The sequence below is a fragment of the Streptomyces hyaluromycini genome, assembly GCF_002217755.1.
In the GTDB taxonomy this organism is placed as follows: Bacteria; Actinomycetota; Actinomycetes; order Streptomycetales; family Streptomycetaceae; genus Streptomyces; species Streptomyces hyaluromycini.
In genome coordinates, this window is the sequence record NZ_BCFL01000016.1 from 1,589,091 (window position 1) to 1,606,820 (window position 17,730).

At 71.4% G+C, this 17,730-nt stretch carries 17 protein-coding genes; 9 read left to right on the top strand and 8 right to left on the bottom strand.

Features of this window, described 5'->3' with window-relative positions; translation table 11 throughout:
• Positions 1 to 9 precede the first annotated feature (9 nt).
• Positions 10 to 360, bottom strand: coding sequence for a winged helix-turn-helix transcriptional regulator (locus SSP29_RS07450; protein ID WP_089099620.1), 351 nt, complete (start codon positions 358 to 360; stop codon positions 10 to 12).
• Between the two features lie 127 nt (positions 361 to 487).
• On the opposite strand from SSP29_RS07450, the gene SSP29_RS07455 reads away from it, so the two are divergent.
• From SSP29_RS07455 to SSP29_RS07470, 4 genes are all read left to right on the top strand, one after another.
• Positions 488 to 1,138, top strand: a complete 651-nt coding sequence (locus SSP29_RS07455) for an FMN-dependent NADH-azoreductase (protein WP_089099621.1) — start codon at positions 488 to 490, stop codon at positions 1,136 to 1,138.
• A gap of 115 nt (positions 1,139 to 1,253) precedes the next feature.
• On the top strand, positions 1,254 to 1,472 hold the full coding sequence (locus tag SSP29_RS07460; protein WP_089099622.1) for a chaplin: 219 nt from the start codon (positions 1,254 to 1,256) through the stop codon (positions 1,470 to 1,472).
• Between the two features lie 154 nt (positions 1,473 to 1,626).
• Positions 1,627 to 3,021 carry a purine-cytosine permease family protein gene (locus SSP29_RS07465; RefSeq protein WP_089099623.1) on the top strand — a complete coding sequence of 465 codons (1,395 nt, stop codon included), beginning with the start codon at positions 1,627 to 1,629 and terminating at the stop codon, positions 3,019 to 3,021.
• A 208-nt stretch (positions 3,022 to 3,229) separates the two neighbouring features.
• Positions 3,230 to 4,234: an alpha/beta fold hydrolase gene (locus tag SSP29_RS07470; protein WP_089099624.1), complete on the top strand. Its 1,005-nt coding sequence runs from the start codon at positions 3,230 to 3,232 to the stop codon at positions 4,232 to 4,234.
• A 112-nt stretch (positions 4,235 to 4,346) separates the two neighbouring features.
• On the opposite strand, the gene SSP29_RS07475 is transcribed toward SSP29_RS07470, so the two are convergent.
• Entirely contained in the window at positions 4,347 to 5,324 is a 978-nt protein-coding gene (locus SSP29_RS07475; RefSeq protein ID WP_245883019.1) for a magnesium transporter CorA family protein, read from the bottom strand.
• A gap of 193 nt (positions 5,325 to 5,517) precedes the next feature.
• Between SSP29_RS07475 and SSP29_RS07480 the strand changes: the two genes are divergently transcribed.
• On the top strand, positions 5,518 to 6,090 hold the full coding sequence (locus SSP29_RS07480; RefSeq protein WP_245883020.1) for a hypothetical protein: 573 nt from the start codon (positions 5,518 to 5,520) through the stop codon (positions 6,088 to 6,090).
• Here SSP29_RS07480 and SSP29_RS07485 read toward each other — a convergent pair.
• Positions 6,087 to 7,427, bottom strand: a complete 1,341-nt coding sequence (locus tag SSP29_RS07485) for a PucR family transcriptional regulator (protein WP_089099626.1) — start codon at positions 7,425 to 7,427, stop codon at positions 6,087 to 6,089. The two genes, SSP29_RS07480 and SSP29_RS07485, sit on opposite strands and share 4 nt — an antisense overlap.
• Positions 7,428 to 7,538: 111 nt before the next feature.
• Between SSP29_RS07485 and SSP29_RS07490 the strand changes: the two genes are divergently transcribed.
• From SSP29_RS07490 to SSP29_RS07505, 4 genes are all read left to right on the top strand, one after another.
• Complete coding sequence (locus tag SSP29_RS07490; RefSeq protein ID WP_150133709.1) at positions 7,539 to 8,024, top strand: nucleoside deaminase; 486 nt, start codon at positions 7,539 to 7,541, stop codon at positions 8,022 to 8,024.
• A gap of 1 nt (position 8,025) precedes the next feature.
• Complete coding sequence (locus SSP29_RS07495) at positions 8,026 to 9,003, top strand: isopenicillin N synthase family dioxygenase (RefSeq protein WP_089099627.1); 978 nt, start codon at positions 8,026 to 8,028, stop codon at positions 9,001 to 9,003.
• Between the two features lie 94 nt (positions 9,004 to 9,097).
• A complete protein-coding gene (locus tag SSP29_RS07500) occupies positions 9,098 to 11,197 on the top strand; it encodes an amino acid adenylation domain-containing protein (RefSeq protein ID WP_089099628.1) in 2,100 nt (699 codons plus the stop codon).
• A gap of 43 nt (positions 11,198 to 11,240) precedes the next feature.
• Positions 11,241 to 12,788 carry a type 1 periplasmic-binding domain-containing protein gene (locus SSP29_RS07505; protein WP_089099629.1) on the top strand — a complete coding sequence of 516 codons (1,548 nt, stop codon included), beginning with the start codon at positions 11,241 to 11,243 and terminating at the stop codon, positions 12,786 to 12,788.
• A 74-nt stretch (positions 12,789 to 12,862) separates the two neighbouring features.
• Here SSP29_RS07505 and SSP29_RS07510 read toward each other — a convergent pair whose 3' ends face one another.
• The 5 genes from SSP29_RS07510 to resB form a co-directional block, all read right to left on the bottom strand.
• Complete coding sequence (locus SSP29_RS07510; RefSeq protein WP_089099630.1) at positions 12,863 to 13,258, bottom strand: SRPBCC family protein; 396 nt, start codon at positions 13,256 to 13,258, stop codon at positions 12,863 to 12,865.
• A 37-nt stretch (positions 13,259 to 13,295) separates the two neighbouring features.
• The gene (locus SSP29_RS07515; protein WP_089099631.1) at positions 13,296 to 14,210 is read right to left on the bottom strand and encodes a CU044_5270 family protein; all 915 of its coding nucleotides are present in this window, start codon (positions 14,208 to 14,210) and stop codon (positions 13,296 to 13,298) included.
• Positions 14,207 to 14,848, bottom strand: a complete 642-nt coding sequence (locus SSP29_RS07520) for an RNA polymerase sigma factor (protein ID WP_089099632.1) — start codon at positions 14,846 to 14,848, stop codon at positions 14,207 to 14,209. The genes SSP29_RS07515 and SSP29_RS07520 overlap by 4 nt, the downstream gene beginning before the upstream one ends.
• 77 nt (positions 14,849 to 14,925) lie before the next feature.
• Entirely contained in the window at positions 14,926 to 16,020 is a 1,095-nt protein-coding gene (ccsB, locus tag SSP29_RS07525; RefSeq protein ID WP_089099633.1) for a c-type cytochrome biogenesis protein CcsB, read from the bottom strand.
• Complete coding sequence (resB, locus tag SSP29_RS07530) at positions 16,017 to 17,729, bottom strand: cytochrome c biogenesis protein ResB (RefSeq protein ID WP_089099634.1); 1,713 nt, start codon at positions 17,727 to 17,729, stop codon at positions 16,017 to 16,019. Before resB ends, ccsB begins: the two co-directional genes overlap by 4 nt.
• Position 17,730: the final 1 nt, after the last annotated feature.

Sequence of the window (17,730 nt, forward strand, 5' to 3'; positions counted from 1 at the left end):
GCGAAGCGCTCAGCAGGCCGATTCCGGCAGGTGCTGCCGCGCCCACTCCCCGAGCGTCTTCAGCGACGGCTCCAGCGCCGCCCCCGCCGCCGTCAGCCGGTACGACACCCGCAGCGGCGGTCCCTCGTCGACCTCGCGCACCACGAGTCCCGCCGCGCCGAGTTCGGCGAGCCGGTCGGAGAGCATGCGTTCGCTGATGCCAGGGATGGCGCGGCGCAGGTTGGCGAAGTGCGTGGGCTGATCCATCAGGACGGACAGGATCGGGCCGTTCCAGCGCTTGCCGAGCACTTGGAAGACGCGCGTGATGCCGGCATCGACACCTTTGCACGCTTCCGGGTCATGGGCCTGCTCCACCGCCATGGCATCAGGGTACAGCCCCGCCGGGGGAGGGGGCTGAAAAAAAGTAAGCACCTGTGTTATCTATAGCTGAGTACGAATTCTCAGCCCCCTCGGCTCTGCCCTGGGCCCGTGTATCCGGAGACATCTCATGGCCACCCTTCTCCACATCGACTCGTCCCTCCTCCCCGGCGAGGCCTCCTCCTCCCGTGCCGTCACCGACGCCTTCCGCACGGCCTGGCTGGCGCAGCACCCGGACGGCACCGTGATCTACCGCGACCTGGCGGCGGACCCGGTACCGCACCTCACCGCGGCCGCCCACACCGCCGGCTTCGCCGACCCCGCCACGCACACCCCCGAGCAGGCGGACGCCTTCGCGGCCCGGGTGCGGCTGATCGAGGAGCTGGAGCAGGCGGACGCGGTGCTGATAGGCGCCCCGATGTACAACTTCACGATCCCGTCGACCCTCAAGGCGTGGCTGGACAACGTGGTCCTGTTCAACCGCACGATGGGCGAGAACCCCTCCGCCAAGGGCACCCCGGTCACCGTGGTGGCCAGCCGCGGCGGCTCGTACGCGCCGGGCACCCCGCGGGAGCCGTTCGAGTACGTCCAGAACTACCTGACCGCGCTCCTCGCCGAAGGTCTCGGCCTGGACGTCGACTTCATCGTGCCGGAGCTGACCATGGCCCCGCAGAACCCGGCGATGGCCGAGCTCGTGCCGCTCTACGAGGCCTCCCGCGACCGCGCCCTCCAGGACGCGGCCGCCAAGGCGAAGGAGCTGGCGGACCGCCTCGCCGCGTAACGCGCGCACCGGCGCCCGGCCCCCGGTCCGGGGCCGGTTGCGCCGATCGGCCCAGCAGCACATGCGGGCCCGGTTGCAGGCGGTTGTGATGGACGGGCTCTGACATTCCGACACCTTGGAGGCCGTCACGCGCATCCGATCCCTCGCCGGCACCACCGCCGCGTACGCCGACAACGGCGCCGAAGCCCACGGTGTCGCAGTCGACAGCCCGGGTCTGCTGTCGGGCAACGTCGTCCAGATCCCGATCAGCATCCCGATCAACGTGTGCGGCAACACGGTCAACGTCATCGGTCTGCTGAACCCGGCGATCGGCAACACCTGCAAGAACGGCTGACCCAGGCCGCACCGCAGGTATCGTCCGAGGAACTTCCGGAGGCGCCGAGCCTCCGGAAGTCCTCGCATGCGTGCAGGTTGTACGCCGGTGGGCCGCCCGAAGCGGACAGTGCGCCCCTGGGCCGCACCGGGAGCGATCCCGACACTTACCTCGTATGACGACTGCTCCCGCCGGTTCCACCACCAGCATCGCGCCCGAGTACGGCGACCGGGTCATCGCCGTGGAGACGGCGGGCTCGGAACCCATCCCCGACGCCGAACGCCACGGCAGTCCGCTCCAGTTGCTCTGGACGTGGGCCTCCCCCAACATCGAGTTCGCGACCGTCTACATCGGCGTGATCGCGGTTCTCTTCTTCGGCCTGGACTTCTGGTCGGCGACCGCCGCAATCCTCCTCGGCACCGCGATCGGCGCGGTCACCCAGGGCGTGCTGTCGCTGGACGGGCCGCGGTTCGGCGTCCCGCAGATGGTGATCGGCCGCTTCTCCTTCGGCTTCCTCGGCAACATCCTGCCCTCCGCCGCCAACGGCCTGCTCGCGGGCGTCGGCTGGTTCGCCGTCAACAGCGTCAGCGCAGCCTTCGCCCTGAACACGCTCACCGGCCTGCGCCCCCTCCCCTCCCTCCTGCTCGTCGTGGTCGCCGAGATCCTCATCGGCTTCATCGGCCACAACTTCGTGCACACCTTCGAGAAGTACGCGTTCCCGGCGCTCGCCGTGGTCTTCCTGCTGGCCGGGGTGTGGACCTTCAAGGACGCGGACCTCGGCGGGGGCGGCTCGGGCGGCGGCGTCGGCGGCTTCCTGCTCGCCTTCAGCGCGGCCTGGGGCTACGCGGCCGGCTGGAACCCGTACGCCACCGACTACTCCCGCTACCTGCCGCGCACCGCGAACAAGGCGAAGACGGTCCTGTGGCCGGCCGTCGGCCTGTTCGTGTCCGTCTCGATCGTCGCCGTCATCGGCGCGGCCTCGGCCACCATCATCGCCCCGAAGGACGCCACCCCGACGGCCGCCTTCACCGGCCACCTCCCCGGCTGGCTCGGTGACCTCGTCCTGCTCGCCATCATGCTCGGCGGTGTCTCGGCGAACGCCCTCAACGTGTACTCCGGCGCGATCTCCATCGCCTCCTTCGGCCTGAAGCTCCCCACCTGGCTGAGCCGCAGCGCCCTGGTCGTGGTGTCGGGCATCGTCGGCACGGCGGCCGCCTGGGCCTCGCTGGACGACGCGGGCGCGGCCTACGAGGCGTTCCTGCTGGTCATCGCGTACTGGGTGGCGCCCTGGCTGGGAGTCGTCCTGGTGGAACGGTGGCTCCAGGGCCGTACGGCGACGGACGAGGAACTGTCCGCCCGCCTGGCCGACCGCTCCTTCGCCAACTGGCCCGGCCTCGCCGCCCTGCTGATCGGCGTCGCGGTCTCCGTCCCGCTCTTCTCCAACCAGGAGGACTACGTGGGCTGGGTACCGAAGCACCACCCCGCCTTCGGCGACATCACCCCACTGGTCGGCTTCGCGCTGAGCGCCCTGCTCTACGCGGTACTGCGGAAGCGCCCCCGGACCGCCTAGGTCTACCGACCCGCATTGCGGTGAGCCACGAAGACCTCCGGTGTGGTGAAGACTCGACACCTTCACCACACCGGAGGTCTTCGTCATGTCCCTCTTCATGGAAAGCGGAGCGATCCGGGACGGTCGGCCACTGTTGCGGCGGTCCACCGACGGGTGTTGCATGGCAGAGGAGAGGCGTCGGCGCCGCCTCGAACAAGGAGATTCACCGATGGAAACGCACGGGTCCATACCCAGCCGTCGCCAATTCCTCGGTACTGCCGCCGCAGCTGCTGTGGCGGGCCGGTTCGGCATGAAAGAACATACCCAAGCGCCGCCGGAAGCGTTCGGACCGGTGAAGCAGATCAACGCCGGGGAACTGAACGTGGGGTATGTCGAAGCCGGACCCGCGAACGGGCAGCCGGTCATACTCATGCACGGCTGGCCCTACGACATCCACAGCTACGAAGCGGTCACGCCGCTGCTCGCGGCGAAGGGATACCGGGTGGTCGTCCCCTATCTGCGCGGCCATGGCAGCACGCGGTTCCGCTCGGACAAGACACCCAGGAACGCCCAGCAGTCGGCGTTCGCCGTCGACATCATCGCCCTGATGGACGCCCTCGGGACGGAGCGGCCCCTCCTCGCCGGATACGACTGGGGATCCCGGACGGGCGACATCATTGCGGCGCTCTGGCCGGAACGCTGCAAAGCGCTGGTCTCCGTGACCGGATATCTGATAGCGAACGTCGAAGCCAACAAAATGCCGTCGCCCCCGAAGAGCGAATGGGCATGGTGGTATCAGTACTACTTCGCCACCGAAAGAGGTGTGCGCGGCCTCGACAGGTACCGGCGCGATCTGGCCGAACTGGTCTGGAAGTTCAACTCTCCGACATGGCGTTTCGACAACGCGACATTCGATCGCACAGCGGCGGCTTTCGACAACCCGGATTACGTCGGAATCGTGATCGACAATTACCGCTGGCGGCTTGGTCTCGCACAAGGCGAGCCCAGGTATGACGACCTCGAAAGGCGCCTCGCCGCAGCACCGGTCATCAAAGTGCCGACGATCACCGTCGACGGAAAGCACGACCCGTTCACACCCCCCGGAAACGGATCGGCCTACCGCGACAGGTTCGGAGGCACATACGAGCACCGGACCCTGGACGTGGGCCACAACGTTCCGCAGGAGGACCCGAGGGGCTTTGCCGCGGCTGTCGTGGCGGTCGACGGGTTCTGACCGTGCCGGGACCCACCCCCGTCCTAAGCGGGTCCGGCGAAGTCAACTGCGCGACCAGCCACGACGGCGCCGCAGACGGCAGACGGCAGATCGCGGCATTCCAGCGGAGCGCTCAGTCGTCGTCCCGCAGCCGCCGCCAGATGCGGGAGCGGTGCAGCAGGAACAGCGAGCCGACCACGGCGACCAGCTGGAGGCCCACGGCGAGCAGCCAGAACTCGTCCCTGGTCTCCAGCCGGTTCGTCAGGAACTCGAAGTTCATGCCGAAGAAACCGGTCAGGAACGACAGCGGCAGGAAGATCACCGACACGATCGCCAGCCGGTTGATCACCCCGTTCTGTTCGCCCGCGACCAGCGAGCCGTAACTGGCGAAGGCCCGCCGGGTGGCGTCCTGGAGGGACTCGATGTCCGCGAGGACCAGGCGCGCCGCCCGCTGGAACTCCTGGGCGAGCCGCTGTCGCTCCACCGGGAAGTCGGGGCTCATCATCCTGCGGGTGATCACCTCGTCGACCCCCTGGAGGTAGGGCAGCAGCGCGTGGTGCAGGACGGCGGAGTGGCGGCGCAGCTGGGACAGCCGGTAGATCTGCTCGGGGCGTCGCTCCTCGAACATGTCGTCCTCCAGCTCCTCCACCTGGAGCAGCGCCTCCACCGAGGCCCGGCGGAACGTCGAGAGCGCCTCCTGAAGCAGCAGGAACAGCGCGGCCACCGCGTCGCGCGGCCGCTCCCGCCGCACCAGTGCCGTGATGTCCCCCGCCAGGCCGGCCCGGCGGCCCCAGTGGACGACCACCAGAAAGCGTTCGGAGGCCAGGGCGTGCACATGGTGGACCTGGCCGCCACGGGCCACCGGCACGACGAACCCGGCGATGTCGCCCAGGAACTCGGCCCGCGGGGATCCGTCCGGCCGGGCGAACCACTCCAGGTCCTCGTCGTCCAGCCCGAGCTGCCGGACCACCGGCTCCTGTGCCGGTACCTCCTCCTCGGGCAGTTCGACACCGAGGAGCAGGAACGGATCCGTGGCGAGCCGCCGACGCGCCTCCTGCACGGAGACCCGCGTCACGCCCCCGTCCGGCACCGACACCACCGTTACGATCATCACCCTCACCGCTGATCCCTCGCCCAGGCTCCCAGCCTGCGTGCGGCCCGCGGTACCCGCACGCGCTGCCGCCGACCAGGTGCGGGCCGTCCGGGCGAGGCGGCGGGCCGGTACGGCATGGTGCCCGGGGCCGCGGCACCCCGCGGCGGATGCTGAGGTCTCCCCCGCTGTCTCCCCCTCGCAGGAGAGGCCCGTGACCGATCCCAGCCCCCGAGTGGCCCCGAGGCCGGCCTCCGTCACGGCAGGCGACGACCTTCCGGCCCCCGGGGTCATCGGCATCGGGCTCGCCGCGGTGCTGACGTTCGCGCTGGCCCAGGGCTCATGGCAGTGGTTCGCCACCTTCATCGGGGTGACGCTGCTCGCGGTGCTGGCCGCCTTCCAGCGCCGGGCGGCCTGGACACCGGACCTCCGCTCGCCCTACCTGCGCGGCCTGGTCGCGTACGCGCTGGTCGTCGGCCTGTGCGTGGCGATCGCGGTCGCGCCCCTGCTGCAGCGGCAGGCCTGGCTGTTCCCGATGCCCGGCACCCGCGACGACTGCGAACTGACGGGCCGGTACCAGGCCCTCCAGGTGAAAGCCGCCCTGGGAGACCTGGCCGGCGCCGACCGCGCCGCCCTGGCGTTCGCCCAGCAGACCCAGGCCCGCAAGGCCGTCGCCGAGTGCCTCTCGGCCACGACCACCCTGTGGCTGCCGCTGTACGGGCTGGCCGTGGCACTGCTGGTGGGAACGGCCGCCTGGTTCCGCGACCAGGCACGGACCCGCGCCTAGGCGCTCCGCTGGAAGTGCCGCGATATGCCGTCGGTCGGCTGCTGCGCCGTCGTGGCTGGTCGCGCGCACGCGGCGGTAGCCGCATATCGGACAGGGTCTCGCGCCCCTTCAGGGCGCGTCCCCCGCACCACCCGGTGCGCGCAGGTCGCCGTCAGGAGTTCGCCCAGCAGGTCCGGGTCGTCGATCTCCAGGCCCAGGAGGGACTCGATGCGTTCCAGGCGCTGGTAGAGGGACTGGCGGCCGATGTGCAGGAGGGCGGCCGTGCGGGTCGGGGAGCAGCCGTGCCGCAGGTGCACCTCCAGGGTGCGGACCAGGTCGCTGGCGTGGGCCGCCTCCCAGGCCAGCAGCGGGCCGAGGGTGTGCTGGACGAGGGCGGCGAGGCGGTCACGGTTGGCGGCGACGCCGCCCCGGGTCAGCTCCCGCTCCAGGGCGAGGGCGCGGGCCGAGGTCACCGACGGGCCCTCGGGCAGCGCCGGTTCGGCGGGCGGCACGGTCAGCGCCAGTTCGAGGGTGGTCCGGGCCGCCCGCAGCGTCTCGCTCCAGTGCAGCCAGCCGCCGGCGCCGACCGCGTGTCCGACGGCGACCGTCGCCCCCGCCTCGGCGGCACCCCGGAACGCCTCCTGCACGGCCCGCACCGGATCGCCGGGTACCGCGGCCGGCACCGCGAGCAGCGCCAGCACGTCCCCCGGGAACGCGGCCCGCAGCGCCCCGGCCCCGCCCAGCACCCGTACCGCCCGGTCCACCGCGCCCACGCCCAGGCTGCCGTGCAGCGAGACGCCGAGGAGCCGGGCGCCGGGGCCGGGGTGGAACCCGGCGAGCGCGGCCCGGGCCTCCACCTCGGGCTGGTTGAGGGCCTGCCCGTCGGCCAGGTCGGCGAGCAGCGCCGCCGCGTGGTCGTCGCCCCAGGGCCGGACGAGCGTACGGCGGCCGGACAGCCCCCGGGCCACGATCGCCCGGTTGGCGGCCTCGGCGATCCGGACGAAGGGCACCACCCGGTGCAGGGCGAACAGCGGCAGGTCGAGGCGGCAGGCCTCGTCGGTCACCTCGGGCGGCATGCTGGGCAGGGCCCGCCCCACCTCCACCGCGAGACCGGCCGCACCGCGTGCCGCCAGCTCCCGCACATACCGGCGGCGGACCTCGTCGCCTGCGTCGGTCAGCCCGAAGCCGTTGGTGAGGAGCAGTTCGCCGCCGTCGAGGAAGTTGGCGCCCTCGTAGACCTCGCTGGAGTGCACCCAGCGCACCGGGCGGTCCAGGGCGCCCTCCCCGGCGAGCAGTTCGGGGCGGGCCGCCCGCACGGGGTCGAGGGCCAGGACTTCGCGGAGGGTGAGTGCGGGCACGGCGACCTCCAGGGGACGGACACGGCCGCTGACATTTCGTCCGGCCGGGGGTTGCCCGGAGGGTACTTTCCGCACGTTGCCCTCGTGTTTCGGCCACAGGAGAGTGAAGTCATGCAGCCCATGGATCCGCTGGACACCCCGGACCCCCTGGACCGGACACAGGCCCGTGCCTGGCTCGCCACCGCCGTCGCCGAGGCCCGCGCCGGGCTCGCCGAGGGGGGCATCCCGATCGGCGCCGCGCTCTACGGCGCCGACGGCGCACTGCTCGGCCGCGGCCACAACCGGCGCGTACAGGACGACGACCCCTCCATGCACGCGGAGACCGCCGCCTTCCGCGCGGCGGGCCGACAGCGCACGTACCGCGGCACCACCATGGTGACCACGCTGTCGCCGTGCTGGTACTGCTCCGGCCTGGTCCGCCAGTTCGGCATCTCCCGGGTCGTGATCGGCGAGGCGGCCACCTTCCACGGCGGCCACGACTGGCTCGCCGAGCACGGTGTACGGATCGTCCTGCTGGACGACGAGGAGTGCACCGCCCTGATGCGCGACTTCATCAACGACAACCCGGCCCTGTGGAACGAGGACATCGGTGAATAAGGTGACCAACACGAGCGGCAGCCCCCGTATCCCCACCGTCGACCTGCGCCCCTGGCTCGACGGGGACGAGGACGACCGGCGGGAGATCGCCCGGACCGTCGACAGCGCCCTGCAGACCGCCGGTTTCCTGCTCGTCACCGGGCACGGGGTCGACGCGGAACTGCGCAACGGGGTCCGGGAGGCCGCGCGCCGGTTCTTCGCGCTGCCGGCCGATGTGAAGCAGGCGTACGAGGCGAAGGTCGGCGGGCGCGGCTGGCTGGGGCCCGGTGCGGAGGCCAACGGCTACTCGGAGGGCACCGAGACCCCGCCCGACCTGAAGGAGTCGCTGACCTTCGCGACCCACGAGCCGTTCGAGGACCCGGCGGTCAACGCCGAGTGGTACGCGCCCAACGTGTGGCCCGCGGAGGTGCCGGAACTGCGGACGCTCTGCGAGGAGTACCTGGACCGGATGGCCGAGCTGGAGAAGGAGCTGCTGTCCCTCCTCGGGTACGCGCTCGGGCTCGAACAGGACTTCTTCTCCCGGCACATGGACCATCCGACGTACGGCTTCAACATCAACTGGTATCCCGGGACCGAGGTGCTCGGCGAGCCCGCGCCGGGGCAGTTCCGGATCGGACCGCACACCGACTTCGGGACGGTGACCATCCTGGACCGGCAGGCCGGCAAGGGCGGGCTCCAGGTGTACACGGACGAGGGCGGCTGGGAGGACGCGCCCTTCGACCCGGCCGCGTTCACCATCAACATCGGTGACCTGATGGCCCGTTGGACCGGCGACCGGTGGCGGTCGGGGCGGCACCGGGTGCTGCCGCCGCCCACCGACGCGCCCGCCGAGGAGCTGATGTCCCTCGTCTACTTCGGCGAGTGCACCCCGGGCACCACCGTCGAGTCCGTCCCGGCACCGGTCGGCCGGGTGGCGCACCCGCCGGTCGACTCGCACGTCTACCTCCGGGAGAAGCTGGACTCCATCACCGTCGGCTGATCTCACAGAGTCAGGATTCGTAACCCAACAGTCATCACCCGATCTGGCCCGAAGCAACTCCCCCTTCCTACACTTGCGTTGAGGGGGGACTGCCTTGCACAGACGGTTGCACGGGCGTGGCGCGCTGTTCGACGTCGAGCCGGCCGGCCTCGTCCCGAGGCTCGTCGGGTTACGGCCGTACCAGCATCGTGCCCTCCCCTTCGAACACCCCGGTGAGCTGCCGTTCGTCGTGCTGACCGGGGCCCGGGGGCTCGGCAAGAGTGCGGTGCTCGCCGAGTTGCGGGACGCCTACAAGGGGCACACCCCGGTCGCGCTCGTCGACTGTGCGGACGAGCAGTTCGCGGCCCCGCCGCCGGAGCGGCCCGCCGCATCCTGGTCGCCCCTCGCGCAGGCGCTGCTGGTCGTCGCCGAGCAGCTCGCCGAGCCGGTCACCGGGGCCGGGCGGATCACCTTCCCGCGGCTGATGTCGGGCCTGGTCGCGGTGGCCGCCGGCGGCTGGGGCGACGCGGACTCGGAGCGGATCCGGCGCGAGGTGGAGCGGATCCTGCTGCTGAACGAGAGCGGTTCGTGGATCAGCGGGTTCGCGGGGCGGTGGGCCGGGAAGGTGGCGGCGAAGGTCGTCGCCGCCGCGACCGGCACCGGACCGCTGGTCTCCGGCGCCATCGAGGCCACCCTGGAGTCGATCGCCGAGGGCTTCAGCAGCCGCCGGCACCAGAAGGCGTCCGTCTGGTACCGCACGTATCCCAACGCGGGCGGGCACGCCCAGCGCGGCCTGATCCTGCTGTCGGGCCACTTCCGCGCGGGCGGCACCTCCCGCGAGCACGCCGAGCGGTACCTCGTCCGGGCCCTGCTCGCCGACCTCACCGAGGCGTACGCGGGGGTGCTGCCGCGGATGCAGCGGCTCGGCCGGCCGCTGGTGCTGGCCGACAACGTGCAGACCGGGCCGGGGCCCGGCCTGGTGGAGGCGGTGCTCAGGGACCGCGCCGAGGGCATCGCCGACCAGGTGGCCTTCGTCGCCGGACTGCGCGGCGACGGCCGGGAGCTGCTGCGCGGCGGCTCACGGCGCGAGCTGGCCGGGGTCGCCCGGCGCAGCGAGTGGACGCCGGACCCGGCCGTACCCTCCTCGCGGGCCCTGCTGGTCGCGCTCCCGCCGCTGACCCCCGACGACACCCTGCACCTGGTCGCCGCCCCGGCCGCGCCCCAGCTCCCGCACGCCGTCCACCGGCTGACCGGCGGCAACCCGCTGGGCATCGCCCTGCTCGCCGAGGCCGCGGCCCAGCACCCGGAGCGGGCCGGATCGCTGGGCGGCCTGCTCACCGCCGACGTACAGCCGGTCGAGGACGGTCCCGCCGCCCCCGCGTACCTCCGGCTCCTCGACCGGCTGGTCCCCGCCGACCGCCTCGACGAACTGACGGTCCTGGCCGCCGCCCACGACCACGACTCGGCGTGCGCCCTGGCCGCCGCGCTGCTCCCGGACGACTTCGGCCCGGCCGACGTACGCGCCCTGCAGAACCGGCTCGCCCGGGAGGGGCTGCCCGCCGTGCCCGGCCAGTTCGTCGGGGACCCCTTCGTACGGACCCTGCTGCTGCTCCGGCTGCACCTGCGGGACGCCGACCACAGCGGCTGGCGCACCGCCCACGAGACGCTGATCGCGTACTACACCGAGGACCGGCCGGACGGGCAGGCCCGCTTCCGGCTGCACCACCAACTGGCCCTGGGACAGAGCGGACCGGCGGTCGCCCACCTGCGCGACGGCTTCCCGGTCCTGGACACCCGCAGCTGGCTGCACACCCTGCGGTTCATCGCCTCCGCGCCCTACTTCCACGCCCATGACGCCGAGGGCCGCGACTTCACCGGCCAGGGCGACCGGCGGGCGGCGGTGGCGCTCGGCCGCACGGATGCGCAGCAGCGCGTACCGGGCGGCGTGGACGGCGTACTGCACCTGCGGATAAGGCGGTTGCTGCACGCGGTGTGGCTGCTGACGGATCCGCTGGTGCTGCCCGACCCGAAGGTCGGCGACCGGCTGCGCTTCGAGCTGGAGCAGCTGTCCAACCTGCGGCCGGCCGGCAACGCGCTGCTGTGGCGGGCCTCCCGGGACTGGCCGGCGGCCGCGCTGGCGGGCCGCCCGCCGGCGGACCCGGAGGACGACGACGAGCGCGACGAGGGCGACGACGAGCGGAGCGGGGTGGCGTGATGGCGCGGCGGAGCGTGATGGCGCGGCGGGGCGGGGTGGCGTGATGGCGGGGCGGGGCGTGGGCACGTGGTTGCGTGAGGGCGTCTGGGAGATTCCGCTGCGCCGCTATCTCGCCCTGCTGGTCACGGCCGCGGTGCTCGCCGGCCTGGTCGTCGGGGTACGCGTGGTCCTCCACGACGACCGGTCCTGCGCGCCGGGGGTGGCCCGGCCCGAGGGCAGCGACGAGTGCGTGGGCGTGGCGACGACCGCGTTCGACTTCGGGCATCCGCAGCTGCGGGACACCGTGCAGGCCATCGCCCGCGAGAACGCCCGTCTGAAGCCCGGGAGTTATGTCACGGTCGCGGTGATGCTGCCGTACACCTCGACGGCGACGGCGAACCTCGCCGACATCGAGCACGAGCTCCAGGGCGCCTACCTGGCCCAGTACCAGGCCAACCACGACTCCAACGGCCAGTCCCCGGTGATCCGGCTGGTACTGGCCAACCCCGGTGCGACCAGCCAGTACTGGCAGCGGATGGTCACGCAGCTGGCGGGCATGACCGGCGGCACGGACCGGCTGCGGGCGGTCGCCGGGGTCGGGCAGAGCACCGACAACAACAAGAAGGCCGTCAAGGAGCTGACCCGGCTGGGCATTCCGGTGGTGGGGTCGTCGATCACCGCCGACGACCTCGCCAACGGGCAGGGCGGCAAGGACCCCTACCCCGGCCTGGCCCGGGTCTCCCCCACCAACACCGACGAGGCCCGCGCCCTGGCCTCCTTCGCGAAGGTGAGCGCGGGCCGGGCGCTGCTCGTCTACGACAAGCCGGGCGACCCGTACACCCGGACGCTCCAGACGTCGTTCGCAGCGCTGATCAAGGGCTCGCCGTACGAGCCGCAGCCGTTCACGCCGCCGGCCGACCGCAGCCAGGAGGGGACGACCGCGAACACGTTCCGGCAGATCACCAACCTGGTCTGCGACACCTCGCGGACGACGGACACGATCCTCTTCGCCGGCCGCCACACCCAGCTGCGGCAGTTCATCAACGCGCTGGGCGGACGGGGCTGCCAGGACCGGAGGTTCACGGTGCTGACGGGGGACGAGGGGTCGTACCTGACCGGCGAGAAGAAGCTGGACCGCAGCGCCCTGGGGCACAACCTCTCCGTCCGCTACACCGCCCTCGCCCATCCGGACGCGTGGGGCACGGGCAGTCCGAGGACCGGGGGTTCGGCGGCGGACATGGCGACCCTGACCGGGCTGCTGAAGAGCGCGGAGAAGGCGCCGGTCGGGCCGATCGGAACGGTGGCCCTGGAGGACGGGCAGCTGATCATCGCCTACGACGCGATGCGGCTCGCGGTGCACGGCATTCGCGAGGCGGTGCCGGAGGGGAAGTCCGTGCCGGCGCTGGCCGACGTGGGGTTGCAGTGGCCGCAGGTGAAGGGGTCGCTGCGGGTGGACGGGGCGAGCGGGTGGATCTGCCTGGACGCGCATGGGAATCCGTACGACAAGGCGGTGCCGATTGTCGAGCTGCGGGCGGAGGGTGGGTCGCGGTTCGTTCGTATTGCGTGGCCGGAGGGGAAGCCGCCCAGTGGGGAGTGTCTGCCGCCGTCGTAGGCGGGTGCGGGTGGGTGGGGGCTGAGCGCGCAGTTCCCCGCGCCCCTGAAAACTCGGCGCTACGCGCCTTGTTTTCACCCCAAGACATCGATCAAACGCTCGAATCTGGTGCGCCAGCCCGGCTCTGTCTCGCCCTCGCCCTTGAACTCGTGTGTGAAGCGCAGGGTGCTGCCGGTCTCCCCGTCGCGTTCCAGGTGGAAGCGGATCCTGCCGCCGCCCTCCACCGTGTACTCCGCGATCCGGTCGACGTCCCAGGCGGTCACCCGGCCCGTGCCCAGGTCACCGAGGGTGACCGTGCCGTCCAGTCTCGGTTGCAGGACATCGACCGGGGTGAACCAGGCGGCCAGGCCCTCCGGGGTGGAGAGGCTCGGCCAGACCTGGTCCGTCGGCCTCGGCAGTCGTACCAGGAAGTGCAGGATGTGCGTTCTCCCGTGGGTCTGGCTGATGCCCTGTTCTATGGAACCGGCCATGACACCAGCCTGACCCCGGTCTCCGGGATCCGCACCCCTACGGGCGCTCCCCCGCCTTGTCGACCACGGCCCGCGTGATGATCGACGTGCCGCCCGTCGACGTACCGTGCAGGTCGTACAACCGCTCCCCGAGGAACGCGTACGTCCTCTCGTCGAAGATCAGCTGGACCTTCTCCTGTCCGGTGGTGCGGGTGATCGCGACGCCTTCCCTGCCGGTCAGGTCCTTGACGTCGTGGACCACGTCGACGCCCGGGATCGTCGCCGCCGCCCGGTAGAGCGCGGCGCTCACCTCGGGCGGCATCAGGGACTCCTGGATCAGATCGGCGAAGAGGGTGAACGCCGCGGCGTCGCGGTCCGGGCGTTCGGCCTCGACCTCGCGGGAGCTGACCCGGTACAGCCAGTCGTGCATCGCCTCGGTGCCGGTCGGCAGCTTGGCCAGGTCCCGGTAGTAGGTGGACCGTTCGCCGACCTTCTTGCCCTTCGTGCCGAGCGAGACGTGCTCGTTGTCCGGCGTGTTCTCCTCCAGCAGGCCTTCCCTGGTGCCGTCCACCGACTGCCAGACCTCCCGGTCGTGGACGGGCTGGAGCTTCGCGGGTCCGCCGTTCTCGGAGACCGTGAAGGCGGTCCGGCTCTTGATGTAGACGAACTGGTCGTCGCGGACGCCGACCGGCGCCTTCTCGTGCTCGGCGGCCAGCGCGATGTGGCCGAGGAGGACGGTGGCCTCCTGGGACGCGTGCGGCTGCGACGTGCTTCCGGACGGCACGGCCACGGTGACGGCGATCGCGGCGACGGCCGCCACGGCCGCGCCGACCAGCACGGGCCGCAGCCGGCCACGGGACGGCCGGCGTTCTTCCCGTCGGATCTCGGTCATCAGATGCTCCTTGAGGAGTAGGTGACGGGCCGGCGGAAGGTCCTGCTCGGACATCGGGTTCAGCGGGTTCAGCGGGTTCATCGGGTTCCCTCCCTCAGGGGCCCGACCGCGGTGGTGCGGTCACCTCTCATCTGTCCGTTGATATAAGGAGGTTCCATATGTTTCGCTAGTTTTGTGCGGGCTCGGGAGAGGCGGGAGCGGACCGTGCCCACGGGCACGCCGAGGGCCTCGGCCGCCGCCGCGTAGTCCAGGCCCGCCCACACGCACAGCGCCAGCACCTCGCGTTCGGGCCTGCGCAGCTGCGCCAGTGCCGCACGCACGAGGGCCAGTTGGGCCCCGTCGTCGATGCGTCCGGCGACCTCGTCGGCGAAGTCCCGTACCGGCTCCTCGCGGGGCAGCCGGGACATCGCGGCCGTGTGCCTGCGGGCGGCCCGGCGCTGGATGGGGGTCCCCCCGCCCGAGCGAAGCCGAGAGTGGGGGAGGGTGACGTTGGTGGCGATGCCGAGCAGCCAGGGGCGCGGTGAGCCGCCGTCCTCGTCGAGGCTCGCGCGCAGCCGCCAGGCCTCCAGGAACGTGAGCGAGACGACCTCCTCGGCGGTCGTCCACTGCCCCGTCAGCCGGAAGGCGTGGTTGTAGACCGAGCGCGCGTAGGCGTCGAAGAGGGCGGCGAAGGCGTCGTGGTCTCCGGCACGGATGCGTCTTCGCAGATGTGTGTCCACGTCCTCCCACCTGTCCGTACGACGAAGGCCGGTTCCCGTGAGCTGCGTCACGGGAACCGGCCTTGTCGGTGCGGGACTTACACGCCCGCGTAGGAGTGCTTGCCGGTGACGAAGATGTTGACGCCGTAGTAGTTGAAGAGCCAGCAGCCGAAGGCGATCATCGCCAGGTAGGCGGCCTTGCGGCCCTTCCAGCCGGCGGTGGCGCGGGCGTGCAGGTAGCAGGCGTAGGCGACCCAGGTGATGAAGGACCAGGTCTCCTTGGGGTCCCAGTTCCAGTAGCGGCCCCAGGCGCTGCCCGCCCAGATCGCGCCCGCGATGATCGTGAAGGTCCACAGCGGGAAGACCGCCGCGTTGACGCGGTAGGCGAACTTGTCGAGCGAGGCCGAGGCGGGGAGGCGCTCCAGGACCGAGGTGGCGAAGTTGCCGGGCTTGCCGCCGTTCTCCAGCTTGCTCTCGTACGCGTCCTTGAAGAGGTAGAGGATCGTGGCCACCGCGCCGACGTAGAAGACCGCGCCGCAGAAGATCGCCGTCGAGACGTGGATGTACAGCCAGTACGAGTGCAGGGCCGGGACCAGCGGCTCGCTCGCCGTGTAGAGGACGGTGACCGCGAGGCCGAGGTCCAGCAGGACCGTGGTGATCAGGAAGAGGCCGAGCCAGCGGACGTTCTTCTTCAGGGCCAGCAGGGTCAGGTAGACGGCGACCGCGACCGTGGAGAACGTGATGTTGAACTCGTACATGTTGCCCCACGGCGCCCGCTGCACGGAGGCCGCGCGGGTGATCACGCCCGCCAGCTCCACGAGGAAGGCGAGGACCGTGAGGGAGATCGCGATCCGGCCGTAGAGGTCGCCCTGCTCGTCGCCGCCGTGGGCGCCGGGGCCGTCCGGCACGTCACGCGAGCCCGCCGCGGAGCGGACGACGACCTGCGGGCGCTCCAGCACGGCGGTGCCGCCGGCCTTCTTGACCGTCACGGACGGCGCCTTCTTCGCGTCCGCCTTGCTGGTGAGCGCGTTGGCGGTGCGCGCCACCCGGCTGCGGCTGCCGAGCAGCCACTCGAAGATGTAGGCGAAGAAGGCCAGCGTGTAGACGGCCATCGAGGAGTAGACGAGCGTGTTGCTCATGCTCGCCAGATGTTCGTTGGTCGCGGCGAGGGTCGTTGCGGCGGCGGAAGTCATCGCTTCTCAGCCCCTTCGGCAGGTACGACTTCGGGGTCGGGGGAGGGTGAAGAGTCGTCGGCGGGGTCGTCGGCGGGATCGGGAGTCCCCGACGCCTGGTCGTAGAGGATTCCCGCGAGGTCGCCCAGTTCCTCGGGCACCTTCGCGGACTCGCTGCGGCCCAGCCCTGCCATCTCGACCACCGTGACGCCGTCGGGGCCCGGCACCGCGCGCACCCACACCCGGCGGCGCTGGATGAACAGCGAGGCGGCCAGGCCGAAGATCGCGGAGAGGGCACCGCCCAGCGCCCAGCCGCTGCCGGGCTCCTGGACGATCTCGAAGCCGGCCCACTCCTTGACGTCCTTCTCGAACGTCACGGAACCGGCGCCGTTCGGCAGCTGCATGGTCTGGCCGGGCTTCAGGTTGTCCCGGAACTGCTTGCCCGCGGAGTCCTTGAACTCCTTCATGTGCGTCTTGTCGAGCTGGTACACGCTCTGCGGGATGCCCGAGTTGACGCCGAGGTCGCCGTGGTACGGCGCCAGGTTCAGCACCGGGTTGTCCAGCGCCGGGAAGGAGGAGAGGACGGAGGAGCCGCCGGCGTAGGTCGGCAGGAAGAACAGCTGGATGCCGAGCTGTTCGCTGACGCCCTGGGCGCTCTGGTAGCCGTCCATCACCTTCACCACGCCCTGGGAGGTGATGTTGGCGTCGAGCGGCAGCAGCGGGACGGCGTCGTGGTAGACGACCTTGCCCTTGCTGTCGCGGACCGTGATGACGGGCGCGTAGCCGTGGCTGACGAGGTAGACCTTGGCGTCGTCGATGTGCAGCGGCTCGTTCACCTTGATGGTGGTCCGCTTCGGCTTGCCGTAGGCCCCCTCGCTGTAGGCGATGTCCGCGGTGAAGGTGACCGGGGTGCCCTTGCTGGGGCCGCTGGTCTGGTAGGACGCCTTGAAGTTCTTCAGGTCGAAGCTGAACGGCACCAGGTCGTCGGTGCTGAACATGGAGCCGGACTTGAAGTCGTCGTACTGGAGGATCGAGTTGGCGAACCCGTCGCCCTCGACGACCAGCTTGGTGCCGTCCGACTTGTACATCTGGCCGGAGGCGAAGGCGATCAGCAGCACGATCAGTGCGATGTGGAAGACCAGGTTGCCGAACTCGCGGACGTAGCCCTTCTCGGCGGCGACCGCGTCCCCGGCGAGGTGCGCGCGGAAGTGCCGCTTCTTCAGCAGCTTCAGGGCGGCCTCGCGGACCTGCTCCGGCTCGGCCGTCGTCCGCCAGGTCGTGTACGCCGGGAGCCGGTCCAGCCGCTTCGGGGCGCCCGGCGGGCGGCCGCGCAGCTGGCCCACGAACTGCCAGGCGCGCGGGATGATGCAGCCGACGAGCGAGACGAACAGCAGGATGTAGATCGCCGAGAACCACACCGAGCTGTAGACGTGGAACAGCCCGAGCTTGTCGTAGACCGGCGACAGCGTCTTGTGGGCCTTCTGGAATTCGGCGACCTTGTTGATGTCGGCGCCGCTCTGCGGGATCAGCGAGCCGGGGATCGCGCCCAGCGACAGCAGCAGGAGCAGCAGCAGCGCGACCCGCATCGAGGTGAGCTGCCGCCAGAACCAGCGGGCCCAGCCGGCCACCCCGAGGCCGGGGGCGACCGGCGGCTCGGCGGGAGCGGTGGAGAGCTGGGAGCCGGCGGCTCCGAGATCCTGCTCGGCGTTGTCGGTTTCGGTCTTGCTCATT